This is a genomic window from Streptomyces sp. BHT-5-2 (assembly GCF_019774615.1).
Taxonomy (GTDB): Bacteria; Actinomycetota; Actinomycetes; order Streptomycetales; family Streptomycetaceae; genus Streptomyces.
Genome location: NZ_CP081497.1, coordinates 2,688,008 through 2,712,660, shown reverse-complemented (window position 1 = coordinate 2,712,660; position 24,653 = coordinate 2,688,008). Strand labels below are relative to the sequence as shown.

The window sequence follows — 24,653 nt, the reverse complement described above, 5'->3', positions numbered from 1 at the left end:
GCATGACCACAGAGCAGAGCGAGTCCACGGACCGGGCACCGCTCGGTCCGCCCGCCGGTGGACCGGTGGCACAGCCCGGCGTCGAGGAGATGGTGCGCGCCAACGAGGCCAACTGGGACGCCCGTACCCCGGTCCATGTGGCCAGTGCGTTCTACGGCCTGGACGGGTCGCGGCGGCCCGACGACTGGTTCGCGCCGTTCGAGTGGGCCGACCTCGGGGAGCTGGCCGGGCGCGATGTGCTGCATCTGCAGTGCCATCTGGGCACCGAGACGGCCGCGTTCGCGGACCGGGGCGCGCGGGCGGTGGGGCTGGACTTCTCCGCCGAGGCGGTGGCGCAGGCGCGGCGGCTGGCGGCGGAGACGGGCCGGGAGATGGAGTTCGTGCGCTCGGACGTCTACCGGGCCGTGGCGGCGCTCGGCGACCGCCGGTTCGATGTGATCTACACCGGCAAGGGCGCGGTCTGCTATCTGCCGGACCTCGCCGCCTGGGCGGAGACCGTCGCCACGCTGCTGCGCCCGGGCGGGACGTTCTATCTGGTGGAGTTCCATCCGCTGCTCAACGCGCTGGGCCCGACGCCGCCGACCGACCCGGACATCCCGGCGCTGCTGCTCCGTCACGACTATCTGGCGGGCCGGGGCGCCCTGCGCAGTGACACCCCCACCACCTACACCGACGGCCCGCCGCTCCGGAGTGCCACGACGAGTTACGAGTGGCGGCACGGCGTCGGCGAGGTCGTCGACGCGCTGCTCGGGGCCGGGCTGAGCCTGCGGGGCCTCCGGGAGACCGAGGTGCTGCCGTGGCCGCGTTTCCCGTCGATGGTGCCGGACGCCGACGGCTGGTGGCGGCTGCCCGACTCGGAGCCGATCATTCCGCTGCTGTACGCGGTGCGGGCGGTGAAGCCGGCGCAGCCGTAGCCGGATGATGCCGGAGTGCGGGTGCGCCGGGTGCGCCGGTGTCAGCCGGTGCGGCGGTATTCCGAGCGCAGGAGCTGGTCCTTGGCCGGGCCGGTGACCCGCCACTCCAGGTGCCAGCGGTCCGCGGCGACGGCGGTGAAGGTGCCCTCGTAGCGGTCCGCCGCGCAGGGGTGGTGGGCGGTCCAGTGGCCGGTCCGCAGGTCCAGGTCGTGGAACGGGCGGCCGTCGGCGAAGGTGACCGCGGCGGTGCCGTCGGGGCGCGGCCGCAGCCGCAGGGTGCGGGTCGCGAGATGCACCGCGCCGTCCCAGGTCAGCTCGCCCTCCTCGGCGTGGCGGAGCGCCCCGTCGGGGCCGTCCGGCCGGAAGTCCGCGGTGCCCCGGAAGCTGCCCGCGCGGCCGGAACGCAGGTCGTGGACGGCGCGCTCGATGTGCCAGCGGCCGGCGAGATAGGCGGCGACGTCGGGGACCAGGTGCATGCCCCCATTGTCGGGCAGCGTCCGGGGCTCACCCCATCGGCCCCACGGTGCGCCCCGCCCGCGCACCCGAGCGCCGTGCACCGTGCGGTCCCCCGGCACCCGACTTACGCTCGGTACCGAGATCACGACCGAGAGGGATCGTCGAGAGATCCACAGCGCCATCCAGAGAGCCACCGAGAGATCAGCGCGGGCGCCCGTCCATCGGTACCCGCCGTCCGCACCCGCCGGAGACGAGACCGAAAGGCCCACCCATGCCGGAGCTGTTCATCGGCGGTCAGTGGACCGCAGCGGCCGACGGGCAGGTGCGGGAGATCCGCTGCCCGGCGGACGGCACGCTGGTCGCCACGGTCGACGAGGGCGGCCCCAAGGACGCGGCGGCGGCCGTCACCGCCGCCCGGGTGGCCTTCGACGACGGGTCGTGGCCGCGCACCCCCGCCGCCGAGCGCGGCCGGGTGGTGCTCCGCGTCGCCGAGCTGCTGGAGCGCGACCGGGACACGCTGGCCCGCGCCGAGTCGCTGGACACCGGCAAGCGGCTGGTGGAGAGCGGCTACGACATGGACGACATCGCGAACTGCTTCCGCTACTTCGGCAACCTCGGGGCGGCCGGCGGCACCGACCGGGTGGTGGACGCCGGCACGCCGGAGGCCGACAGCACGGTGCGGCACGAGCCGGTCGGCGTCTGCGCGCTGATCACGCCGTGGAACTACCCGCTGCTGCAGACCGCCTGGAAGGTCGCGCCGGCCCTGGCCGCCGGGAACACCTTCGTCCTGAAGCCGAGCGAGCTGACCCCGCACACCGCGATCCACCTGATGCGGCTGCTGACGGAGGCCGGGGTACCGGACGGGGCGGCCAACCTCGTCCTGGGCGCCGGGCCGGCGGTCGGGGCGCCACTGACGGAGGATCCGCGGGTGGACCTGGTGTCGTTCACCGGCGGGCTGGTCACCGGCCGCCGCATCATGGCCGCGGCGGCGCCCACGGTGAAGAAGATCGCCCTCGAACTGGGCGGCAAGAACCCCAACATCGTCTTCGCGGACGCCGACTTCGAGACCGCCGTCGACTACGCCCTGACCGCGATCTTCCTGCACTCCGGGCAGGTCTGTTCGGCGGGCGCCCGGCTGCTGGTCCAGAACGCGCTGCACGACCGCTTCGTGGACGAGGTGGTGGCCCGCGCCCGACGCATCCCGCTCGGCGGCCCGTTCGACGAGCGGGCCCGCACCGGCCCGCTGATCTCCGCCGCGCACCGGGAGAAGGTCGCGGCGTACGTGGCGGCGGGGCTGGACGAGGGCGCGGTGCTGCGCTGCGGCGGGGCGCCCCCCGCCGACCCGGAGCTGGCGGACGGCTTCTACTACCTGCCGACGGTGCTGGACGAGTGCACCCCGGACATGTCGGTGGTGCGCGACGAGTCGTTCGGGCCGGTGCTGACGGTCGAGCGGTTCCGCGACGAGGACGAGGCGGTGTCGCTGGCCAACGACACGGTGTACGGGCTGGCGGGGGCGGTGTGGACGCAGGACGGCGAGCGCGCGCACCGGGTGGCGTCCCGGCTGCGGGCCGGCACGGTGTGGATCAACGACTTCCATCCCTATGTGCCACAGGCCGAGTGGGGCGGGATGAAGCAGTCCGGGATCGGCCGGGAGCTGGGGCCGGCCGGGCTGGCGGAGTACCAGGAGGCCAAGCACATCTGGCGGAACACCGCGCCGCGTCCGCAGAGGTGGTTCGAGTGACGCCCTCCGGTTCCGAGCCCTCCGGTCCCGCCGCGGGCGGTCCGGCCGACGACGGCGAGCACGAGGACGGGGCGCTGGCCGAACTCGGCTACAAGCCCGAACTCAAGCGCACCCTCGGCAACTTCCACACCTTCGCCGCCGGCATCAGCTACATCTCCATCCTCACCGGCACCTTCCAGCTGTTCTACTTCGGGGTGAGCCACGGCGGGCCGGCCTACTGGTGGTCCTGGCCGATGGTCTTCTGCGGCCAGCTGATGGTCGCGCTGTGCTTCTGCGAGCTGGCCTGCCGCTATCCGGTGGCGGGGTCGATCTACAACTGGGCGAAGCAGCTGGGCGGTCCGCACGTGGGCTGGCTCGGGGGCTGGATGATGCTCACCGCGTCGACGGTCTCGCTGGCCGCGGTGGCGCTGGCCTACCAGGTGACGCTGCCGCAGATCTCGTCGTGGTTCCAGGTCATCGGGACCGGCACCGGCCAGACCGACGCGGCCGCCAACGCGGTCCTGTTGGGCACCGTCCTGATCACCTTCACCACCCTGGTCAACGCCTTCGGTGTGAAGCTGATGGCGCGGATCAACTCGGCGGGCGTGGCCATCGAGCTGGTCGCCGCGATCGTGCTGATCCTGCTGCTGGCCGCGCACACCACCCGCGGCCCGGCCACCGCGCTCACCGACACCTTCGGCAAGGGCCAGGGCCAGAGCCTGGGCTACCTCGGCGCGTTCCTGACCGCCTCGCTCGCCTCCGCGTACGTCATGTACGGCTTCGACACCGCCTCCTCACTGGGCGAGGAGTCCAAGGACCCGGCCCGCAACGCGCCCCGGGCGATCCTGCGGGCGCTGATCGCCTCGTTCCTCATCGGCGGGCTGATCCTGCTGTTCGCGTTGCTGGCCGTCCCCGATCTGCACAACGAGCGGCTCTCGGTGGACGGCCTCCAGTACGTCGTCCTGGCCACCCTCGGGTCGACGGTCGGGCAGATCGTCCTGTGGTGCGTGGTCATCGCGATCACGGTCTGCGAACTGGCCGTGCACACCGCCGCCATCCGGCTGGCGTTCGCGATGGCCCGGGACAACAACCTCCCGGCGTCCTCGAAGCTGGCCCGGGTCAGCCCGCGGTTCCAGACGCCGGTGGTGCCCGCGGTGGTGATCGGGCTGGTCGGGGTCGCGGTGCTGCTGATCAACGTCAACCAGCCGCAGATCTTCTCGGTGATCACCAGCATCGCGATCATCATGATCTACCTGGCGTATCTGATGGTGACGCTGCCGATGCTGGTGCAGCGGCTGCGTGGCAGGTGGACGACGCGGCAGGGCGCCTTCTCGCTGGGGAAGTTCGGTCTGCCGGTGAACATCCTGGCGGTGCTGTGGGGGCTGGCGATGTCCGTCAACCTCGCCTGGCCGCGCGCCGCGGTCTACAACGCCACCGGCCCGCAGCACTGGTATCTGCGCTGGGGCGCCTTCCTCTTCATCGGCGTGGTGGCGCTCGGCGGCTTCGCCTACTACTGGTTCGTCCAGCGGCACCGCACCGGCGTACTGGCCTCGCACGCCGCGGAGGAGTCGGACTCCGGCGACGCCGCCACCCCCGCGCCCTGACCGGACCGTCCCGACCGGCCCCGACCCACCCCGTCCCGTTCCGACCTGGAGACAGCGCCATGTCCGACGCAACGCACGTGGAGCAGACCGACTCGTTCGACTACGTCGTGGTCGGCGGCGGTACGGCCGGCTCCGTGGTGGCCGCCCGGCTCAGCGAGGACCCGTCCGTCACGGTCTGCCTGCTGGAGGCGGGCCCCTCGGATGTCGGGGACGAGAACATCCTGCGGCTGGACCGCTGGATGGGGCTGCTGGCGTCCGGCTACGACTGGGACTACCCGGTCGAACCACAGGAGAACGGCAACAGTTTCATGCGGCACGCCCGCGCAAAGGTCCTCGGCGGCTGCTCCTCGCACAACTCCTGTATCGCCTTCTGGGCGCCGGCCGAGGACCTCGACGAGTGGGCGGCGCTGGGCTGCACGGGCTGGAGCGCGGCCGACTGCTTCCCGCTTTTCCAGCGGCTGGAGAGCAACGACGCGCCCGGCGAGCACCACGGCCGCTCCGGACCGGTCACCCTGCGCAGCGTCCCGCCCAAGGACCCGTGCGGGGCGGCGCTGCTCCGGGCCTGCGCGGCGGTGGGCATCCCCACCACCCCGTTCAACACCGGCACGACCGTGGTCCGCGGGGCGAACTGGTTCCAGATCAACTGCCGCCCGGACGGCACCCGTTCCTCCGCCTCGGTCTCCTATCTGCACCCCGTGCTGGGCCGGCGGCGGAACCTCGACGTCCGCACCGGGGTGCAGGCCAGGCGGCTGAACTTCGACCGCGACCGGCGGTGCACCGGCGTGGACTACCTCTCCCCCGACCTGATCCACACCCGCACCGTCACCGCCCGCCGCGAGGTGATCGTCTCCTGCGGTGCCATCGACTCCCCCAAGCTGCTGATGCTCTCCGGCATCGGCCCCGCCGACCATCTGCGCGCCCTGGGCATCGCGCCGCTGGTGGACGCGCCGGGCGTGGGCGCCAACCTCCAGGACCACCCCGAGGGCGTCATCATGTGGGACGCCGGGCAGCCGATGGTGGACACCTCCACGCAGTGGTGGGAGATCGGCATCTTCTACGACACCCAACCGGACCTGGACCGGCCGGACCTGATGTTCCACTACGGCCAGGTGCCGTTCGACATGAACACCTACCGCCGCGGCTATCCGACGTCCGAGAACGCCTTCTGCCTCACCCCGAACGTCACCCGCGCCCGCTCGCACGGCACGGTCCGGCTGCGCACCCGGGACTTCCGCGACAAGCCCAAGGTGGACCCGCGCTACTTCACCCATGAGCACGACGTCCGGGTGATGACCTACGGGCTCCGGCTGGCCCGCGACATCGTCGCCCAGGCACCGATGGCCGAGTGGGCCGGTGCGGAGCTGTCCCCGGGGCCGGACGTGCGCACCGACGAGGATCTGCTGGAGTACATCCGAACCACCCACAACACCGTCTACCACCCGGCGTGCACCGTGGCGATGGGCGCCGCCGACGACCTGGCCACCCCGCTGGACCCGCAGCTGCGGGTGAAGGGCACGACCGGACTGCGGGTGGCGGACGGCTCGGCGATGCCGTTCCTGACCGCGGTCAACCCGTGCATCACCACGATGATGATCGGCGAGAAGTGCGCGGACCTGATCCGGGCTGAGTGATCCTCGGGGAGCCCCGGAGCCGCCAGGGGCTCCCCGAGAACCGGCACTCAGTCGGCGGCGGGCTGCTCCGCCGGGCGGACCTGGGCCGTCCACTTCTCCTCGATGCGGCCGAACTTCCACACCGCGAGGGCGACGATCCAGGTGAGGAAGAACATCCCGACGATGGCGAAGCCGATGACGTTCAGGTCCAGGCCGCCGACCCAGTCCCAGAAGGCGCCGTGCAGGTCGAGCTTGTCGGCGAGCAGGCCGAGCAGCTCCACCGTCCCGATGATCAGGGCCACCGCGACCGAGAGGCCGGTGATGGTGAGGTTGTAGTAGACCTTGCGGACCGGCTTGGAGAAGGCCCAGCCGTAGGCGAAGTTCATGAACGAGCCGTCGATGGTGTCCAGCAGGCTCATACCGGCGGCGAACAGCACCGGCAGGCAGAGGATGGCGTACCAGGGCAGCCCGGAGGCGGCGCCGGAGCCGGCCATCACCAGCAGCGCGATCTCGGTGGCGGTGTCGAAGCCGAGGCCGAAGAGCAGGCCGAGCGGATACATCTGCCACGGCTTGGTGATCGACTTCATGACGCGGCCGAGCAGGCGGTTCATCAGGCCGCGCTTGTTCAGCTGCTCCTCCAGCGCGGCCTCGTCGAAGGCACCGGCCCGCATCCGCCGGAAGACCCCCCAGATCCCCACCAGGATCACGATGTTGATCGCGGCGATGACGTAGAGGAAGACGCCCGAGACGGTGGTGCCGATCAGTCCGGTCACCGCGTGCAGTTGGGAGTTGTCGTCCTTGAGCGGGCCGGCGAGCGCCTTGACGCCGAGTGAGAGCAGGAACGCGAGCCCGAAGACGATGCTGGAGTGCCCCAGCGAGAACCAGAAGCCGACGGAGAGCGGTCGCTGCCCCTCGTGCATCAGCTTCCGGGTGGTGTTGTCGATGGCGGCGATGTGGTCGGCGTCGAAGGCGTGCCGCATGCCGAGGGTGTACGCGGTCACGCCGATGCCGATGCCGAAGCTCTTGGTGCCGAGGCTGTAGTGCTCCGGGGCCACGATCGCCACCAGCGTGAACCAGCCGATCACATGCAGCGCGAGAATGAACCCGGCCATACCGGCCATCCGCCCCCATTCGGCGCGGGTCATCGACCGCGCTATCCGCTGCCGGCGCGACGGCGGGGCCTGACCGGCCAGGGTCGGGGAGGGGGGCGTAGGCATGCGTGACACTGCTTTCTTCCGTTCGGCCCCGACCTCTACCGGGGCGTCCCCTCAACATTCCTGCTGACTGGTTTCACTTGCAACCAATGTGCAGTAAAGCCCGCGACCGAACCGGCGAGAAAACGGGGCAAGGCCGGCAGGGCAGGCGGGAGTGACCGGCATGGCCGGCGGGGGCGATCGACGAAGGACACCCCGGGGTGAGCATCGAGGCCGGCGACCTCACCCTCGTCCGGGGCGGCCTGCGCGCCGCGGGCCTGCTCAACCCCATGATCGCGGGCGCCGCGATGGCCTTCTCCGCGGCCTTCGCGGTGGGCAACAGCCTCCGCCTGCGCCGCTTCCAGGCAGCGGACGATCGATCTGCGGACAGGCGATCCGACGAGGACAGGAAGGGGCTCCAGGCCACCAACGGCCGGGAGTCCCGACCGGAAGTTCCGGCTCCGGCCCACGCCACCCGCGGCCGCAGCCGCGGTCACCCGCCCGTCGACCGCTCCGTCCCCGCCGGGCGCGTCACGGCGCGCTCCAACAGCCGTTGCAGCTGCGCCTGTTCCTCGCGGTTCAGCCCGGCGAGCGGGGAGCCCTCACCGAGGAGCACGAGCAGTCGCTCCCGCAGCTCGACGCCCTGCGGGGTGAGGACGAGCTGCTTGGCGCGGCGATCGCCGGGGTGCGGCCGACGCTCGATCAGCTGCTGCTTTTCGAGCTTGTCGACGACGAAGGTCGCGTTGGAGGGCTCGCAGCTCATCCGCTCGGCGAGCTCGCGCATCGTCATCGGTGCGCTCAGTTCGCGCAGGGCGGTGGCCTGGGGTGCGGTGAGGCCCAGCGTGACCGCGCGCCGACGGATGTGGTCGGAGATCTGCGCGGCGAGTCCGTTCACCAGCCCGCACACCTGGCGTTCCGCGCGAGCCTGCGCCTCCGGGTCGGTCGTCATGAACCCATCGTAGCAAGTACACATAGCCTAAACATTCCGAGCTTGAATGATTCAAGCTTGATGCTTATGGTTGCGGCCAACACCCCCTTCCCATCACGCCTTTCGGAGGAAGAGCAACCATGAGCACCGCCGTATCCAGCACCCCCGTATCCAGCACCGCCGCGCCCGGCACCGACGCACGCCTGACCCGCCCCGCCACCCTCCGCTCGCTCCGACTCGGCGACCTCACCGTGTCGTACGTCCCCGACGGCGGCGTTCCGCTGTCCCCCACCGGCTGGCTGCCCGCCACCACCGACGAGACATGGGCCGCGCATCCCGCATACCTGGACGCCACCGGGAATCTGGCGGTGGGCGTCGGCGGCCTCCTGGTGGAGCGGGGCGAGCGGGCCCTGCTGATCGACACCGGCATCGGCCCACACCCGCTGCCGGCCGCCCCCGGCGAACCCCGCGGCACCGTGCACGGCGGCGCCCTGCTGGACAGCCTCGCCGCCCTCGGCCGCACCCCGGCCGACATCGAGGCGGTGGCGTTCACCCATCTCCACGTCGACCACCTCGGCTGGGCCTGGCAGCCCGCCCCGGGCAGCGACCGCCCCGCCTTCGCACACGCCCCCTACCTGGTCGCCGAACCGGAGTGGACCCACCGCGATCTCCTCGAAGCCCACGGCACCGGCCCGGAGGTGCTGGCCGCCCTGGCCCCGTACGTCCGGACCATCGCAAACGGCGAGGAGATCTTCCCCGGCGTGCGGGTGCGCCTCCTACCAGGCCACACCCCCGGGCACGCCGTCTACGACATCACCTCGGGCGGCCGGCGGCTGATCGCCTTCGGTGACGCCCTCCACTCGCCGATCCAGATCGGCCACCCGGAGTGGTCCGCCGCGCCCGACCACGCCCCCGACGAGGCCGCCGACATCCGCCGTCGACTGGTCGCCGAACTCCAGGAGCCGCACACCATCGGCTTCGGCATCCACTTCGCCGACGTGGTGTTCGGCGAGGTCCGCCCGGGCCCCGACGGCCCGGCCTGGCACCCACTCGACGCCTGACCCACCCAGGTCACGAGGTGTAGTCCGCATTGATCCGGACGTACCCGGCGGACAGATCACAGCCGAACACGGTCGCCTCACCGCCCCCCAGACCAAGCGTGATGACGATCTCGACCTCGTCACGCCGCATGGTGTCGGTGAGCGCGTCGAGCACAGCCGCGGTCGGCTCGGCCGGGTAGACCTCGATGTCACCGAACGACACCGTGACCTCGGCCGGCACGATGTCGCGGTCCTCGGTGTTCTTGCCGATGGCCATCAGGACCCGCCCCCAGTTGGGATCGGCGCCGTGCACGGCCGCCTTGACCAGCGGGGAGTTGACGACGCTCTTGGCGATCCGCCTGGCCTGCGCCGCGTCGCGCGCCCGGGAGACGGTGACCCGCAACAGCTTGGTGGCCCCCTCGCCGTCACTCGCGAGCTGCCGGGTGAGGTCCAGGCACAGATCGGCGAGAGCCTCGGCGAACGCCACCGGATCGACCGGGCCGGCGGCACCGTTGGCGAATACCGCCACGGTGTCGGAGGTGGAGGTGTCGGTGTCGACGCTCAGACAGTTGAACGTCCGGTCCACGGCCGCCCGCACCGCGCTGTCCAGCTCCGCCGCCCCGATCCCGGCGTCGGTGACGACATAGGCCAGCATCGTGGCCATGTTGGGCTCCAACATGCCAACGCCCTTGGCAACACCGACGATCCGGGCGTCACCGACCGTGCGCACCGCGGTCTTCGGGCGGGTGTCGGTGGTCATCATGGCCCGTGCCACGTCCAGCGGCGCCGCGCCGAACCCGCCGGCGCCCCGCCGCGCGGCCCCCTCGAAGTGCTCCCGGATGGCGTCCATGGGCAACGGCCGCCCGATCACGCCGGTGGACCCGATGAGCACCTCGTCGTCCGGGATGCCCAGCAGCCCGGCGACCCTCCCCACCACCTCGGCGGCGTTCTCCGCACCCTGCCGACCGGTCGCGACATTGGCGTTCTGGGCGAGGGTGACCACGGCGCGCAGCCGCCGCTCGGCGGCGTGCGCCCGGCTGAGGACCACCGCGGGCCCGGCGAAGAGGCTCCGGGTGAACATCGCGGCGCTCACGGTCGGCAGCTCCGAGGCCACGATCGAGATGTCGTCACCCCGCTCCCGCAGCCCACCATGCCCCGTATACGCCCGAAACCCCTTGGGCCACACAAGCCCCTCAATCTCTCCTGCGCCAACACCGGCGGGATGATTATTCGTCATGCCGAATACTTTTACATCCATGGAGGTCGAGCCGTCGACCACTTTCCCGTTCTCACCCCACCGCAGGTGGCCAACTCGGCAGGAACGGACGGCTGGTCACGAACTCCCGGAAGGCCAGGGCGGCCGCCGACAGATAGGCGTCCTCGGACCACACCAGGGTCAGCACGCGATGGCAACCAGGGGCGTCGATTCGCAGCCAGGCACCCAGCGGACTCCGACCGGCCAGGCGTGACATGGCCGGCACCAGGCCGATGCCCAGACCGGCACCGATCAAGTCCCCAGTGGCGCCCGGCTCGTCGCCCTCGCAGGAAAGGACCGGGGTCAGCCCCTCCGCCGCGAAGAGCCGGTCCAGCAGGGCGCGCGGCCACGTCCCCGTACGAGTGGTGACGAAGGGCTCATCGGCCAGCTCGGCAATCGTCACACTCTTCCGCCCGACGAGCCGGTGCCCGAGCGGTACGGCCAGGAGCACCTCCTCGCGCGCCAACTCGACGGTGCGCAGGTTCGGCCCGGTCAGTGCCTGCGAGGCGAAACAGAAGTCGACCTCCCGGCCGCGCAGTTGGCGCTCCATCCCCTCCGCGGTCGACTGGAAGAGCCGGACGTCGGCCCGAGGATGGGCGGTGCGGAAGCCGGCCAGCAGCCCGGTGAGCGTCAGCAGCGTCTCGGCGGCGGCCGAGACCCGGCCGAGGACCTGGTCGCGGGCGTCCTGCACCGCGCGCCGCCCGTCGTCGAGTTCGCTCAGCGCCCGCTCGACATGGCGCAGGAACGTCACACCGTACTGATTGAGCCGGATCCGCCGCCCCTGCCGGTCGAAGAGCGGTGCACCCAGCTCCGCTTCGAGCCTGGCGATGGCGCGACTGAGCGACGGCTGGGCGACCCGCAACTCCTCGGCGGCCCGGCTGACATGCTCGTAACGGGCCACAACCCGGAAATACCGCAACTGCAACAGATCCATCGCCCAGCTCCCCCTACTCATGCCTGCGGCGCAGCGCCCCCTGCCTCAGCCCCTGCACCCGCACCCACATCCGCCCTCATCGTCAGACACTCGGGAAGCGCCGCACAGGCATCGCGGAAGCAACCCGCCAGCGCTTCGCGCGTAGGCGCATCCGGCTGTGCCGCCCAGACATCCAACGCACAGTGCCAGGCGGCAACGAGCACCTCCATCACCAGCCGCGGCCGCAGATCCTCCCCACCGGCGAGACCGAACCGGCGCTGTAGCACATCGACCGCCGCACGACTGGTGTCCTGGCAGAAGCGCAGCCCGTGCGCCTCCATGGACGGCGTCCGGGCGGCCAACTGCCGGTTGAGCCACACCCGTTCGGACCAGTCCGCGGCAGTCATCCCGTCCAGCGAGGCGAGTACGGCCTCCTGGAGCATCACCAGGAGGGGACCGTCGGCCGGCTCGTGGCGATGCTCCAGATCCACGAGAAAAGCGCGCCACAGATCGTGCAGCGGCGCCATCGCCACGTCTTCCTTGCTGGTGAAGTGCCTGAAGAAGGTGCGCTTGGAGGTGTCCACCGCATCGCAGAGCTCGTCGAGGGTCACGCTCTGGAATCCGCGCTCGCTGAACAGGCGCAGGGCGGTGTCGACCAGCGCTTCGCGCGTCCGCAGTTTCTTGCGCTCCCGCAGCGGAAGTCGCTCTCCGGTGTTGGATGAAGGACGTGGACTCTCCATGCCGCACAGCGTACCCGAGGGGTAAACGCCACTTGCACGCACATGCCACTCAGTGGCATAACTGTCCCAGCACGACCATTCCTCCCTCCCGCCGCCTCCCGAAGAAGGGGTGCACAGCGCCATGCGTGCTCTGCTCGTCGACCACTCCTCCCCCGCCGGCCTCCGCCTCGCCCAGGCCCCGGATCCCGAACCGGCCCCGCACCAGGCCCTGGTGCGGGTGGCGGCAACCTCCCTCAACTACGGCGAGGTACGCATCGGCCTCCAGCAGGGCGCCGACGGCGCGGTCCCGGGCTGGGACGCCGCCGGCGTCGTCGAGCGGGCGGCCGCCGACGGCTCCGGCCCGGCCGCCGGCACCCCCGTCGTCACCCTCGGCCCGGACGGCGGCTGGGCCGAACTCCGCGCCGTGGACACCGACTTGATAGGTGTGGTGCCGCCCGGCGCCGACCCCGGGGCGATCGCCACGATCCCGGTGGCCGGCGCCACCGCGCTACGCGCCCTGCACCGCCTCGGCCCCCTCCTCGGGCGGCGCGTCCTGGTCACCGGTGCCACCGGCGGCACCGGCCGCTACGTGGTCCAACTGGCCCGGCACGGTGGCGCACACGTCATCGCCGCCACCGGCTCCCCGGACCGGCACGGCGAGAGCCTGCACAGCCTGGGCGCACACGAGGTGGTGACCGGCCCCCACGACCTCACAACCCCCGTGGACGGCGTCATCGACCTCATCGGAGGGCATCAACTCGTCGATGGCTACGGCAAGTTGACCGAAGGCGGCACGCTGGTGGCGGTCGGCCACTCCGCACACGAACCCGAAACCTTCCCCTACGGCGCCCTCTACGGCGACCAGGGTCGGCACGACCGCACCCTCACCACGTTCTTCCTGCTCGCCTGCACCGGACTGGCCCGCGACCTGACCTGGCTCGCCGAACAGGTCGCCGCCGGCACCCTCACCCCGCACGTCTCCTGGCGCGGCCCCTGGACCGACGCCCCCCACGCCATCGACGCCCTCCTGGAACGCCGCCTCCACGGCAAGGCCGTACTCGACCTCGGCTGAAGGAGCCGCCTTCCTCGTCATCGACCTCGCGGACGCAGACACGTTCAGCCACCCGCACGGCTTGACGGAGATCGCTGTCCGACACGCGCGCCTTCCGCCCCGGCACGGCCGTGAACCGATCGTCTACCTGTCGTTGACGGCCTTCTCAAGGAGCAACGTGAGGATCGGCTCGGCATGCGTCCACAGCAGGGCGCCGCCGAACTCCGGCACGACATGGTGATGTGCACCGGGCATACGGGCCGTGAGCAGCGCTCCGTTGTCGGGCGAGTGGCTGGTGTCCCGCTCGCCGTACCAGATGTCGACCGGGACGGTGATCTCGTCGAGGGCGAACGGCCACCGCCCCATCGCCAGGACCGTGTCGCGGGCGTAACCAGCAGGGCCTTGAGCAAATGCCTCGTTCAAGGCCCTGCGGTAACCAGCCGCGAAATCAGGATCCTGGTACACGGCAAGGTCGCACGCTGGGCTGCCGGCCATGACCATGTGCCACATCGCATCCGCGGTGAAGCCGGCGAAGAACTCCTCGGCGCCGGCCGGATCGCGTGCAACCCGCTCGACGAGACCACGCAGGTCCGCATCGAGAACAGAAGCGAACTCCGGCGCGGCGACCTCGTCCGCACCGGACACGACAGCCAGTGCCGAGGCGACCCCCGCCGCGGCACAGGCGAGAGCGAATGGCGCGCCTTGCGAGTTCCCGACCACGACCGGGCGCCCCAGCCCCCGCAGCGCACAGAGCTGACGTATGTCCCCGGCGAAGTCGGAAAAAGTCCGCCCGAGGGCGGGCGTCGAGACACCGAGCCCCGGACGATCCACAGAGACGAGACGCACTCCAAGCGACTCGACAACGCCTGCGCCGAACCCGAGCCACCGGCTCGTGGCCGCACCCGGACACAATAGAACCGGCAACCCGTCCAACGGCCCCCACTCGGCCCAGCCAAGCAACCGCCCATCGGACAGCGCACTCTCACCAAGCCGGGCAGGAACGTCAACGTATCCAGTCATGATCGACATCATGGCCATGGACAGGGTGTCCCGCACCCGACTTTCCCCTGTCCCCGAACAGAACGAACGTTGCGGTGCACACGCTGGCCGGCATCATCGCCCGGGTGACCAGCTCGGCACCGGCTGTCCGGTCACCGGTACACCAGGAAGGATCGTGGCATGCCCGGCGACCGTCTCATGCGGATCCGCAGCGCCGAGTTCGAGGCCATGGCCGAGAGGGTCCTGCGGGTCACCGACAGGCAACCGTGCACCGACAGTGGTGACGCCCACGCCAGGGCCGCGCCGAGCCCTCAACTCCGGCCAATCAACAACCACCGAAAGCCTGGCGTCCCTCCGTAGCCATCGCAGCCCCCGACCCCATCGCACCAGCACCACCTAAACCCGAAACAGCCCCCACCAAACTGCCCACGGCACAAACCCCACCCCCGCCAGCAACACCGGCGCCGGCCGCAGCCAGGCACCTCCGCCCCACTCCCGACGCCGCCAGACAGCAACCACCGCCGCAACCCCCGCCACGATCACGGCCACACCGACCAACTGCACCGCCAACCACACCACCGGCCGCCCCCACACCCCGGGCACCGCAGCCCCGTCCCCCACCACGTAGACCGCGAACGGACAGACCACCGCTCCCACCACCGCGACCAACCCCAGCCCCGCCAGCCAACGAACGGGGCGCACCACGGGCCCCCGCCGCAGCACGGCACCCACGGGGTAGCCGGCGAAGCCGACCAGGAGCAGCAGCGGAACCAGCCACGCGTACCAGGCATCCCCAGGCACGGGCGTACTGGACGCCATCTGGGGCGGCGCGGGGGCCACGGCACTCACGGGTGGATGCCCGGCGGCCACCGCCCGTACCCACGAGGTCATGGTTTCCCCATAGCCGGGGGCCAGTTCCCCCAACGGCTTGCCGTGAAAGAGCGGGCCGCCCAGGCGGTCGAAGCCGTCCGAGGTCCGATGCCCGTTGTGCGCCCCGCCGGGGACGAATCGGATGACAGCGTGCGGGTTGCCGGCCCGGCCGAGCGCCTGTTGGAAGACCCGAGCGCTCTCCGCGGGCGGCACCTGCACGTCGCGCGCGCCCCACAGGGCCAGCACCGGTGTCCGGTGCAGCCGCCTCAGCACCTGCGCCGCGTCGTAGTCCGCGCCCGGGAACTTGCCGGTGGCTTCGAGGAGTTGGGCCGCCGGTCCGGCGACCACTCCGGTGAACGACGCTCCGGCGCCCCGATGCAGCAGATGCGTGGTGAGGTTCCATGTCTGGGTACGCAACGCGTCGTACCCCGACCCGCCGATCGTGATCACGAATGCCACGTCGGACGACCGCGACGCGGCCAGCGGCGCCGCCCAGGCACCCTCGCTGAACCCCCACAGCCCGACCTGATGCGGATCGACGCCCTTCCACTGCCGCAACAGCCCCACTCCGCCGAGCGCGTCCTCGGCCAGCACTCCGAAGTCGCGGTGGGTGACGGAGTACCCGGCCGTCCGCTTGTCGTAGACGAGCGTGGTGATCCCCGCCCGTGCGAACGCCTCCGCCTCCTGCCGGTACTCCTGCCTGGGGCCGGGCCCCGAGCCCCCGACGAGCACGATGCCCGGACGGTTTCCCCGCGCCCCCGGGGCGGCCAGTACCGTCCCGTGCAGGACGAGCCCCCCACCGCCACGGAACGAGACCTCCTCCCGGACCAGTCCACCGCCACCATCGCCCTCGCCCGGCGCCTCCGCACGCGCCCGTGGCGCGGCGAGCAGCCCGGCGGCCACGGCACAGACCAGAGCCAGACAGACCCGGACGAACGGCCTGACCACGAGCTGCATCGCGGGGCCCCCTTCACTCGAAAACGCCCGCAGGGCAGGTCAGTTGCCCTCGGGTATGCCCAGCAGACGGATGTGCACGGCGCGCGCGTCGGGCGCGGCCTCGCCCTCCGCCGGCGAGTAGCGGTACAGGAGCGCGATGTACTCCTCGAAGAACGCCCGCAGTTGCTCGGGGTCGAGCCGCAGCGTCGACCGGGAGAAGAGCGCCGCGTCCGCCCACGGCCCGAGTGTGTCGCGCTCGTCCTCGAACCGGCGTACCAGATCGGCGAGTTCGGCGAAGTTGAGCCGGTGCATCGCCGTCAGGGCTTCCCGCATCTCGGGGGTCTGCCGGCTGTACGGCGGGAACCGCCGGTCCCCCGGCACCGCCCGCCACCACCGCTCCCGCCCCTTGGCCAACTCCGGGACCTCCTCGACGAAGCCGTGCTTCGCCATCCGCCTGAGGTGGTAGCTGACCAGCCCGGTGCTCTCGCCGAGTTGCCTGGCGAGCGCGGCCGAGTTGGCCGGCCCCGCCCGCAGACACCGCTCGATCCGCTGCCGCATCGGGTGCGCAAGCACGCGCAGCGCCTCGACGTCGACGATCTCCTGGGCCTGCGGTTGTTCGGCCATGCAAGGGAGCCTAGAAGTTGCAAAGACCCTTTGCAAGCCCTCTTTGCAACTCCCAGGCACCACCCACTCCCCCTCAACTGCCCGCCACACACCCGGCGTTACGACGCCACATCCGACCCGGATGGCACGACGACGCCGTAAAGGTCACCGATGGTCGCCAGCGCGCCGTGATGCGCCTGCTCCGCGGACACCTCGGCAACCGCCGTCGCCAACGGCCGCGTCGCACAGGCATCGGCGACCACGGTGGGCCGGTTGCCACGCAGGAACGCACCCGCCGCCGTGGACGCCACACACATGTGCGTCATAAACCCGATCACGACCACGTCCTCGTTCCCGGCGGCATCGACGTGCTCCCCCAGGTCCGTACCGACGAAGGAGTCGGGCGCGGTCTTCACGACGACCGGTTCCCCCGCGACCGGCGCCACCCGAGAGTGGATCCGACCGACGTCCTCCCGGATGTCGTACGCGGAGCCCTCGCCTCCGTCATGGATGACGTGGACGACCTTCGCGCCCGCCTCCCTGGCCCTGGCCAGCAGCGCGGCGGCGTTGTCGAGCGCGGCCTGCCAACCGGACAGCTCCATCACCCCACGGGTGTAGGTGTTCTGGTAGTCGACCAGGATCAGCGTCGCCTGGGCCAGGGTCGCCGGAGTGGAGTCCAAGCCGTTGATGTCCCGCAGAGTTGTCGTAGGCATTGCTGCACCTTCTTGGGTTCGGTGTCGAAAGGTCGGAGCCACCGCGCGCCGGCACAACCACGCTACGATCCGCCTCCCATGGCAGCAATGTCATGTAACTTGCAAATACAGACATGCCCGCCGACCGGACGGATCCCGTTGCCCAACTCGACCAACTCAACCGGCTCGACCAACTCGACCGGCCGGGCCGGCTCGACCGGTGCCGAACAGCCCCCCGTCGTCGTCCTCCTCTTCGACGGCGTCGACCTGCTGGACGTCACCGGTCCCCCGGAGGTCTTCGCCCTGCTGCGACGAGAAACGGACGACCCGTCGGGCTACCACGTCCTGCTGGCCGCCGAAACCCTGGACCCCGTCACCACCTCCGCCGGAGTCCGCGTCCTCCCCGACATCACCTTCCAGGAAGCCGCCACCAGGGCCATCGACACCCTCATGGTCCCCGGCTCGGTCGAAGTCGACGACCAACGCCGCGTGCACGCCCTCGCCGACCCCACCGTCGTCCACTGGGTCAAGACCCTCGCCGGCAGGTCACGGCGCATCGCCTCGGTCTGTGTGGGTGCGCACCTCCTGGCCGCGGCCGGCCTCCTGGACGGCAAACGCGCCACCACCCACTGGTCGACCGCCCAGCAACTCGCTGCCGACCACCCGTCGGTCGAGGTCGACGCCGACCCGATCTTCATCCGCGACCAGAACGTGTGGACCGGCGCCGGCATCACCGCCTGCCTGGACCTGTCCCTGGCCCTCGTCGCCGAGGACTTCGGCGAGGCCGTCGCGCTGCGCATCGCCCGCCAGCTCGTGATGTACCTGAAGCGGCCGAGCGGTCAGAGCCAGTTCAGCGTCCCGATCGAGCCCGTCTCGACGACGCGGCGCATGGCAGACCTCCGCCACCACATCACCCGCAACATCACCGACAGCCTCACCGTCGCCGACCTCGCCGCACACGCCCACGTCAGCGAACGCCAACTCACCCGCATCTTCAAGACCGAACTCGGCACGACCCCGGCCGCCTACCTCGAATCGGCCCGCGTCGAAGCCGCCCGCCACCGACTCGAATCCACCGACGACACCCTCGACCGCATCGCGTCCGCCTGCGGCCTCCACACCACGGACACCCTCATCCGCGCCTTCCGCCGACAGCTCAACACCACCCCGACGGAATACCGCAACCGCTTCCGCCACTCCGGCTGACCCACACCCCGGCCCCGTGGCACTGTCGCACCATGCCGTTCGACCACAATGACCACTACCACCGCCTACTGCTGCGCCACCTGCCGCGGAATCGCGGCACGGCGCTGGACGTCGGCTGCGGCACCGGCCGCTTCGCCCGGCGCCTCGCCGGGCTGGGCTTCGAGGTCGACGCCATCGACCCGTCCGCGCAGGTCATCGCCCAGGCCGGCGCCCTCTCGGAACGGGCAGGCGCGCACCGGCCCCCGCACTTCCGCCAAGCGGACGCCACCTCTGTCGAATTTCCCCCCGGTCACTACGACTTCATCTCCTGCCTGGCCAGCCTCCACCACATGCCCTTCGACACGCTGGCCAGGCTGCGTGACGCACTTGCGCCGGGCGGAGTGCTGGCGATCTTGGGCTGCTATCGCGAGGAGGGTCTCCGCGACGGCCTCTGGAGCCTGGCAGCCGCACCCACCAACGCCCTCATCCGCCTCGCCGTCGCCGCCGCCGACACGGCCCGCCCCACCGCATCGCCCCGCCGGCGGCAGACCAAGCCACCGGTGAAGCCACCCACCATGCTCCTGCCCGAGATCCGCCACCAGGCCGCGACCCTGCTGCCCGGATCCCACGTCCGCCGACTGCTCTTCTGGCGCTATCTGCTGGTCTTCCACAACGAGACCTGAGGTCAGGCACCAGGTTCGGCACCCCCGAGCCGTGGGCCTCGGGGGTCACCAACCGGCCCTGTACGCGCGAGACCGCCACGCCACAGACAGCTGCGCCACCTACAAATCCGGCAGTCCACCGCCGGAGACGGTGAACTGCCGAGAAGGATGGGCTACGGCCCGGGAACGGCCGCCGACCCCATTTCAGTTGCGAGCGGCGCGCCGACCCCGGCGGTACAGCAGAGTGCCGCCCATCAGCAGCACGGCACTGGTCGCAATCGCCATACCGGTCTCCGCCTCACCGGTCTTCGCCAGCTGCGGGCGAACGGGGATGTTGCGGTGGTGCTGGTGGTTCTGGTGGTGGACCGAGTGCTCAGGCGCGGGGGCCGGAGCGGCCGGTGCCGCCCGGTGGTGCGGTGCCGGACGCTCGTGGCGCACCTGCGGCTTGTGCCCCTGCATTTTGTGGTGGCGCCGCTCGTGGCCCTTCGAGCGGTTGACGCAGTCGTTGCCGAATGCGGGATTGAGCGCCCCGACCACGTCCACGGTGTTTCCGCACGCGTTCACCGGGATGTGAACGGGCACCTGAACCGTGTTCCCGGACAGAACACCCGGAGAACCAACGGCGGCTCCATCAGCCCCGGCGTCGGCTACGGACACGCCCGCCCCTGCGAGCAGCAGGCCGCCGGTGGCAACCGAAGCGGCAATGACCTTTTTGATCACGTGACTCCTCCTTGACAGCGCGGCCACTTCCGCGGACCGCACAACACACAACGACGCCGAGCGCAGAAAGCTCCGAATGCGCCATTTCGATCACTCTTTCAGCTTGATGTGCATACTCACTCCGGCCGGAGAATACTAATTATTCTTGTATGGCGATGAACTTCCCACGATGATCGATCGCCGGAACACCTCAGAAAATCAGCCGGCCGGCCACGCACCTCCATTGATCGCATTAATCTGCAGAGCACAGAAATTCCCGAAGGCATCGATTCCGCCGCACCACGATCCCACCATTCCCACCCCGAAAGCCCTGAAGAATCGGCGCTTACACACGAAAAGACGCCCCACGGAACATCCGCGGGGCGCCCCGACCGCCATGGAACGATCAACGACCACCGAACAGCGGCAGCCGGCCGAAATGTAGTGGACCGAGATCGCTGACAACGGTCAGCGGGGCACCGATGACCCCGGTGGCACCTGCGCCGAGCCCGCCGGCATGGGCAGGTACAGCGACAATCCCTGCGAGCGCGAGGGATCCCAGAAGACTGGCGAGGACACGGCGCATGACGGCTCCTGCTTCATCTCGTGTGCTGACGTGCGGTTGGCTCAGGCCACCCTGGCACCCGCGCCACCACACCCCCTCTCGTCCACGCCAGGCGATCACCTGATCGCGCGATCGCGAAAGTCGCAGAGAAATCATCCGCACACCGAAAATAATTAAATTCGCTGCGATAATCTGAAATGGATGTAGACCCTCAGGGTCAAATCCCGCCGGATGTCCACCGCCGTCCCTCCCCTTCCGTCAACAGGCAAAAAATTCGCATCATACAATCCGGCGCGTCGCTATGGGACTTCAGAGGCATTTCGTATTAGCCTCCCCAGCTGTACGAAGTCGTTACATAACGACCTCAACCGCTCGATTCACCGGAGATGAAATGCGCAAGCTTCACAAGGCCGCTGTCGTGGCTGCCGTCCTCGGTAGCGTCAGCATTCTCGGTGCCAGCACCGCAAATGCCGACGGCGGCGGAGGCCCCCAGGGCCGCTTCGACATCAAGCAGAGCGCCATGTGTAGATCACACGACACGAACGTCGATATCCTCGGCGAAGTCGGCATCGCAAACGGTCTCGGCGGAAACCTGCTCAACGGCGAGGGCTCGCCGGGCGCACAGAACACGCACATGGGCTCGTCCATGGGCTGCGACAACAGCGCGTTCAACAAGTAGCCACCAGCGCACGGGTTCCGGCGTCCGGTCCGCAGACCGGACGCCGGAACCCTTTTGTGTCCCCTCTCGGCTTTGCATCCCCTCTCGGCCGAGCAGACGCCGCCGAACGACGAACAGGCCACGCATCCCCAACACCCCGCGCCCAACAGGCCCGAACACACAGCTGCGGGGCCGGTCACCGTCAAAGGGACCGACCCCGCAGTACTGCGGCCGGCTCGGGATCTCCCGGGCCGGCCCTCAATCACATGCCACTCAGAAGTCGGAGCGAGCCCGCTTGAAGCTCTTGGGGAGCTGCATGTGGTTGGAGCAGTTCATGCGCGGACCGATGTCCGTCTCCCCCTCCTGACCCACGAGACCCTCCTCGGGCCACACCACACGCTGCCGGGCGGCCGTCGCACAACGCTGCTCCTGGTCGATGATGATGCGCCGGCCGTCCTTCGTCCGGTAGACGGCCGAGTACTTGTGAACGCAGACCTTGTTGCCCGTTTCGCCGCGGTTGCAGTGGTCCCCCTCTACTGCGTGCGCTTGAGGGGCGATGGCGCAGGCTGCGGTGAAGCCGCCCATCATTGCCACGATCGCTGCGATCTTCTTCCGACTCAACATCTTCTGCGTTCCTTTGTGGTTGACACCCGGGCGCGAGACACCACGAACGGGCTCACGCCCGAGCCCGGAGAATGCCGAAAAAGGGTTCTGGTGCCCGGACCCGAAGGCCGGACACCAGAACCCCGTCCTACTTACTTGCGCAGGGCAGCGGCGTTGTCGCAGCCCATGTTCGAACCCTGACGGGTCCCCTGGTTGCCACCACGGCCTTCGCCGTTGAGCGCGTTGCCCAACACACCGTTCAGGAGACCGACCTGGCCGAGAACGTTGACGTTCAGGTCGTGCGACCGGCACATGGTGTTCTGCCGGACCGCCACGTCACGAGGGCGCTCGGAGCGGGACTCCTGAGCCGGGCCCTGCTGGACCGGGGCCTGCTGGACCTGCGGGGCCGGCGCCGGAGCGGGGGCCGGAGCAGGGGCTGCCTGCGGAGCCGGAGCGGGCGCCGGAGCCGGCGGGGCCGCCTGCGGGGCCGGAGCGGGGGCCGGAGCAGGAGCGGGAGCAGGGGCTGCCTGCGGGGCCGGCGCCGGAGCGGGCGCCTCGGGGGCTGCCTGCGGAGCGGCCTGCGGACCACCATGTCCACCGCCATTGGCGGAGGCGCCCGAGGCAGAGACGGCCCAGGCGGTGACCTCCGGGCCGGAGCCGTACCCGTCGGCCATGCTGACCCCGGCACTGACGGTGGTGAGGCAGCCCACGGCTGCGACGACGATGGCGACTCTCTGAAGTTTGCGCATGGAACCCTTGATCCTTGATTGCGTGGATGGAGATGAACATGCCGCGATTACCTAGTGTGAGTATATGCACACCCAGAGTAGTCAACCGTGGATTTCGCCCCACTACACACTTCGTGTCGTTCCCGCAAGGCGAAGTCCCGCCCCTCACGGCTGCCACCGATCAATCCCGGCGCACTCCCATATTGCGCACCACGAAAGGGGAACTCGCACCCATCTCCCCGCCTCCACGCCGAAAGACGCCCAACAGGCCCACAAGGAAGCCCGTTTGACGCCTGCACGGCGAGCCGAAGGCGCACATGAGACCCCTCGGGACATCCGGAGCGGCATCCGTCGCGCACTCCTTCTGCCCTCTCCGACAGAGAAACGACGCAGGCCCCCAACAGGGGTACGGGGGCCGGTCAATCGTCACCCATTTGCCATCGGCGTCGCCAGACCGCCATCGAAAGAACAGGAGAGAACACTTCGCCGAACCCGGGACTCCCCCTACTCCCCACCTGGCCATTTCGCCGCTCGCGGCAGCAAAGCAGCAGGCAGCCACCACAGGCGGATTGACTGGCCGTCAGCCACCCGACACAAGGCACGCAACGGAGTGGAACGCCCAGATTGGCTACTGCTAGTGTTCGCGCAGTCACAGCCAGCAAGTTGGGCTTAAGTACAGGTACGAAGGTCGAGGGTTCCATGCGCAAGCTTCAACAGGTCATGCTCGTCGCCGCTGCCGGCGGTCTGTCCGCTGTCGGCGCCGGGGTCGGCACTGCCTACGCCCACGGCGGCAAGGCCCACAACGAGCTCTTCCGCCCGTACCAGGAGTGCAGCCCGCAGACCGTGGCCGAGGCCAACCTCCCGCTCGGCGTACTCGCCGTTCCCGAGACCTGGGGCACCACCTGCGGCCAGTTCAACCACTCCTTCACCAAGTAAGGCGACGGGACAGCCGCACCCCGACATCGATCGCGGGCCTTTCGGGACTCTTCCCGAAAGGCCCGCTTTCTTGTGTCCTGCAAGTGGGGCGCAGGCCACTCGGCCGAACGAGTGGTTCGCCAGGCAGCGTTCGCGGCGCTCTCGGCCCGTTGTTTCCCCAACCAACCAGGAACTTGGGATCGTTGCAGGCGCCAAGCTCGACCAAGACGGCTCTAACATCCGGCGCGTCGCTCAGCAACCGCAGATCTTTCGTATTAACTATCCGCAACTGCATGAAGCAGTCGATCTCCGATCACTTCCGGACAATCATGGAGAAAGAAATGCGTAAGCTTCAGAAGGTTGCTGTCGTGGCCGTCGCCCTCGGTAGCGTTGGATTCTTCGGCGCGGGCACCGCGTACGCCGGGGGCGGCGGGAGCCACTTCGGCCAAGGCTCCCAGTGCCGCACGCACGACCTGAACGTCGACGTGCTCGGCGAGGTCGGCATCCTCAACGGCCTGCTGGGTAGCGCGCTCAACGGCGAGGGCTCTCCCGGAGCGCAGTCCAGCCCGATCGGCTCGAGCATCGGCTGCAACAACAGCATCGGCAAGTAACCGGCCGGGGCTCTGGTGTCCGGCCTTCGGGCCCGGACACCAGAGCCCCTTCGGCACTCTCAGAGCTCGGGTGCGGTCCGTTCGCAGAACACCGCATCCGAGCATCGATCACAAAGGAACGTCGTACATGTTCAGTCGGAAGAAGATCGCAGCCACCATGGCACTGCTGGGCGGCCTCACCACCGCCTGTGTCATCGCCCCCCAGGCACACGCCGCAGACTCCAGAGGACTCTGCACCCGTGACGTCCAGGGCAATGTCACCTGCCTCCAGCGAACTGCCGGCGCCAACGAGGACGGCAGATACGCCGTCAACCAGGTGCAGAGCTGCGAGCCGACGTCGCCTCTCTCCATCCCCGCGCACGGGCTCCTCAACCCGGGAAGCATGCAGGTCGGTCCCTCCATCGCCTGCAACAACTCGGCCCGAGTGCCTGGCGAAACGTCTTCCCAAACGAGTGGCGGCTCGCCCCAGTCGGGTAGTACATCTCCCCAGTCGGGTAGTGCCTCTCCCCAGTCAAGCGACGGCT

General features: G+C 70.0%; 24 protein-coding genes and 1 pseudogene. 11 read left to right on the top strand and 14 right to left on the bottom strand.

Translation table 11 applies throughout. The features are described from left to right. Window positions 1-2: 2 nt before the first annotated feature. Entirely contained in the window at window positions 3-914 is a 912-nt protein-coding gene (locus K2224_RS39695; protein ID WP_399021228.1) for a class I SAM-dependent methyltransferase, read from the top strand. Window positions 915-955: 41 nt separating this feature from the next. On the opposite strand, the gene K2224_RS39690 is transcribed toward K2224_RS39695, so the two are convergent. Continuing rightward, window positions 956-1,390 (bottom strand): DUF6314 family protein, encoded by a 435-nt coding sequence (locus K2224_RS39690; protein WP_221911920.1) that lies wholly within the window; start codon window positions 1,388-1,390, stop codon window positions 956-958. A gap of 251 nt (window positions 1,391-1,641) precedes the next feature. Here K2224_RS39690 and K2224_RS39685 point away from each other — a divergent pair, with 251 nt between their 5' ends. The 3 genes from K2224_RS39685 to K2224_RS39675 are packed head-to-tail and all read left to right on the top strand — an operon-like array spanning window position 1,642 to window position 6,325. After that, entirely contained in the window at window positions 1,642-3,111 is a 1,470-nt protein-coding gene (locus K2224_RS39685; RefSeq protein WP_221911919.1) for an aldehyde dehydrogenase family protein, read from the top strand. Beyond that, window positions 3,108-4,694, top strand: coding sequence for an APC family permease (locus K2224_RS39680; RefSeq protein WP_221911918.1), 1,587 nt, complete (start codon window positions 3,108-3,110; stop codon window positions 4,692-4,694). Before K2224_RS39685 ends, K2224_RS39680 begins: the two co-directional genes overlap by 4 nt. 59 nt (window positions 4,695-4,753) lie before the next feature. Continuing rightward, complete coding sequence (locus K2224_RS39675) at window positions 4,754-6,325, top strand: GMC family oxidoreductase (protein WP_221911917.1); 1,572 nt, start codon at window positions 4,754-4,756, stop codon at window positions 6,323-6,325. Window positions 6,326-6,372: 47 nt separating this feature from the next. Here the strand turns inward: K2224_RS39675 and K2224_RS39670 are convergent, their stop codons facing one another. Both K2224_RS39670 and K2224_RS39665 read right to left on the bottom strand, forming a co-directional pair. Next, window positions 6,373-7,449, bottom strand: a complete 1,077-nt coding sequence (locus K2224_RS39670; RefSeq protein WP_221912294.1) for a HoxN/HupN/NixA family nickel/cobalt transporter — start codon at window positions 7,447-7,449, stop codon at window positions 6,373-6,375. 541 nt (window positions 7,450-7,990) lie between these two features. Next, the gene (locus tag K2224_RS39665) at window positions 7,991-8,446 is read right to left on the bottom strand and encodes a MarR family winged helix-turn-helix transcriptional regulator (RefSeq protein WP_221911916.1); all 456 of its coding nucleotides are present in this window, start codon (window positions 8,444-8,446) and stop codon (window positions 7,991-7,993) included. A 119-nt stretch (window positions 8,447-8,565) separates the two neighbouring features. On the opposite strand from K2224_RS39665, the gene K2224_RS39660 reads away from it, so the two are divergent. Continuing rightward, on the top strand, window positions 8,566-9,486 hold the full coding sequence (locus K2224_RS39660) for an MBL fold metallo-hydrolase (RefSeq protein ID WP_221911915.1): 921 nt from the start codon (window positions 8,566-8,568) through the stop codon (window positions 9,484-9,486). 10 nt (window positions 9,487-9,496) lie between these two features. Here K2224_RS39660 and argJ read toward each other — a convergent pair whose 3' ends face one another. Genes argJ through K2224_RS39645 form a run of 3 tightly spaced genes read right to left on the bottom strand, consistent with a single transcriptional unit; the run spans window position 9,497 to window position 12,373 of the window. After that, window positions 9,497-10,702 carry a bifunctional glutamate N-acetyltransferase/amino-acid acetyltransferase ArgJ gene (gene argJ / locus K2224_RS39655; RefSeq protein WP_221911914.1) on the bottom strand — a complete coding sequence of 402 codons (1,206 nt, stop codon included), beginning with the start codon at window positions 10,700-10,702 and terminating at the stop codon, window positions 9,497-9,499. 52 nt (window positions 10,703-10,754) lie between these two features. Further along, the gene (locus tag K2224_RS39650; RefSeq protein ID WP_221911913.1) at window positions 10,755-11,654 is read right to left on the bottom strand and encodes a LysR family transcriptional regulator; all 900 of its coding nucleotides are present in this window, start codon (window positions 11,652-11,654) and stop codon (window positions 10,755-10,757) included. Between the two features lie 17 nt (window positions 11,655-11,671). Further along, window positions 11,672-12,373, bottom strand: coding sequence for a TetR family transcriptional regulator (locus K2224_RS39645; protein WP_221911912.1), 702 nt, complete (start codon window positions 12,371-12,373; stop codon window positions 11,672-11,674). Window positions 12,374-12,494: 121 nt separating this feature from the next. On the opposite strand from K2224_RS39645, the gene K2224_RS39640 reads away from it, so the two are divergent. Continuing rightward, window positions 12,495-13,424, top strand: a complete 930-nt coding sequence (locus K2224_RS39640) for a zinc-binding dehydrogenase (protein ID WP_221911911.1) — start codon at window positions 12,495-12,497, stop codon at window positions 13,422-13,424. A 123-nt stretch (window positions 13,425-13,547) separates the two neighbouring features. On the opposite strand, the gene K2224_RS39635 is transcribed toward K2224_RS39640, so the two are convergent. The 4 genes from K2224_RS39635 to K2224_RS39620 form a co-directional block, all read right to left on the bottom strand. After that, window positions 13,548-14,423, bottom strand: a complete 876-nt coding sequence (locus tag K2224_RS39635; protein WP_221912293.1) for an alpha/beta fold hydrolase — start codon at window positions 14,421-14,423, stop codon at window positions 13,548-13,550. Between the two features lie 375 nt (window positions 14,424-14,798). Then, window positions 14,799-16,229 carry a S9 family peptidase gene (locus K2224_RS39630; RefSeq protein WP_221911910.1) on the bottom strand — a complete coding sequence of 477 codons (1,431 nt, stop codon included), beginning with the start codon at window positions 16,227-16,229 and terminating at the stop codon, window positions 14,799-14,801. 39 nt (window positions 16,230-16,268) lie between these two features. Beyond that, window positions 16,269-16,832 (bottom strand): helix-turn-helix transcriptional regulator, encoded by a 564-nt coding sequence (locus K2224_RS39625; protein WP_221911909.1) that lies wholly within the window; start codon window positions 16,830-16,832, stop codon window positions 16,269-16,271. A 98-nt stretch (window positions 16,833-16,930) separates the two neighbouring features. Next, entirely contained in the window at window positions 16,931-17,524 is a 594-nt protein-coding gene (locus tag K2224_RS39620; RefSeq protein WP_221911908.1) for an isochorismatase family protein, read from the bottom strand. A 138-nt stretch (window positions 17,525-17,662) separates the two neighbouring features. Here K2224_RS39620 and K2224_RS39615 point away from each other — a divergent pair, with 138 nt between their 5' ends. Together K2224_RS39615 and K2224_RS39610 are read left to right on the top strand one after the other, a co-directional pair. Further along, entirely contained in the window at window positions 17,663-18,709 is a 1,047-nt protein-coding gene (locus tag K2224_RS39615) for a GlxA family transcriptional regulator (protein WP_260693859.1), read from the top strand. A 32-nt stretch (window positions 18,710-18,741) separates the two neighbouring features. After that, a complete protein-coding gene (locus K2224_RS39610) occupies window positions 18,742-19,371 on the top strand; it encodes a bifunctional 2-polyprenyl-6-hydroxyphenol methylase/3-demethylubiquinol 3-O-methyltransferase UbiG (RefSeq protein WP_221911907.1) in 630 nt (209 codons plus the stop codon). Between the two features lie 471 nt (window positions 19,372-19,842). Here the strand turns inward: K2224_RS39610 and K2224_RS41265 are convergent. Together K2224_RS41265 and K2224_RS39600 are read right to left on the bottom strand one after the other, a co-directional pair. Next, window positions 19,843-20,070: pseudogene (locus K2224_RS41265) on the bottom strand (chaplin); the annotation flags it as partial. 385 nt (window positions 20,071-20,455) lie between these two features. Further along, window positions 20,456-20,635 carry a hypothetical protein gene (locus K2224_RS39600; RefSeq protein WP_221911905.1) on the bottom strand — a complete coding sequence of 60 codons (180 nt, stop codon included), beginning with the start codon at window positions 20,633-20,635 and terminating at the stop codon, window positions 20,456-20,458. A 370-nt stretch (window positions 20,636-21,005) separates the two neighbouring features. On the opposite strand from K2224_RS39600, the gene K2224_RS39595 reads away from it, so the two are divergent. Further along, window positions 21,006-21,293 carry a hypothetical protein gene (locus tag K2224_RS39595; RefSeq protein ID WP_221911904.1) on the top strand — a complete coding sequence of 96 codons (288 nt, stop codon included), beginning with the start codon at window positions 21,006-21,008 and terminating at the stop codon, window positions 21,291-21,293. A 252-nt stretch (window positions 21,294-21,545) separates the two neighbouring features. Here the strand turns inward: K2224_RS39595 and K2224_RS39590 are convergent, their stop codons facing one another. After that, a complete protein-coding gene (locus tag K2224_RS39590) occupies window positions 21,546-21,896 on the bottom strand; it encodes a hypothetical protein (protein ID WP_221911903.1) in 351 nt (116 codons plus the stop codon). A 131-nt stretch (window positions 21,897-22,027) separates the two neighbouring features. Next, a complete protein-coding gene (locus K2224_RS41840; protein WP_398197352.1) occupies window positions 22,028-22,624 on the bottom strand; it encodes a hypothetical protein in 597 nt (198 codons plus the stop codon). 678 nt (window positions 22,625-23,302) lie between these two features. Here K2224_RS41840 and K2224_RS39580 point away from each other — a divergent pair. Continuing rightward, the gene (locus K2224_RS39580; protein WP_221911902.1) at window positions 23,303-23,539 is read left to right on the top strand and encodes a hypothetical protein; all 237 of its coding nucleotides are present in this window, start codon (window positions 23,303-23,305) and stop codon (window positions 23,537-23,539) included. 320 nt (window positions 23,540-23,859) lie between these two features. After that, entirely contained in the window at window positions 23,860-24,129 is a 270-nt protein-coding gene (locus K2224_RS39575) for a hypothetical protein (protein ID WP_221912290.1), read from the top strand. Window positions 24,130-24,653: the final 524 nt, after the last annotated feature.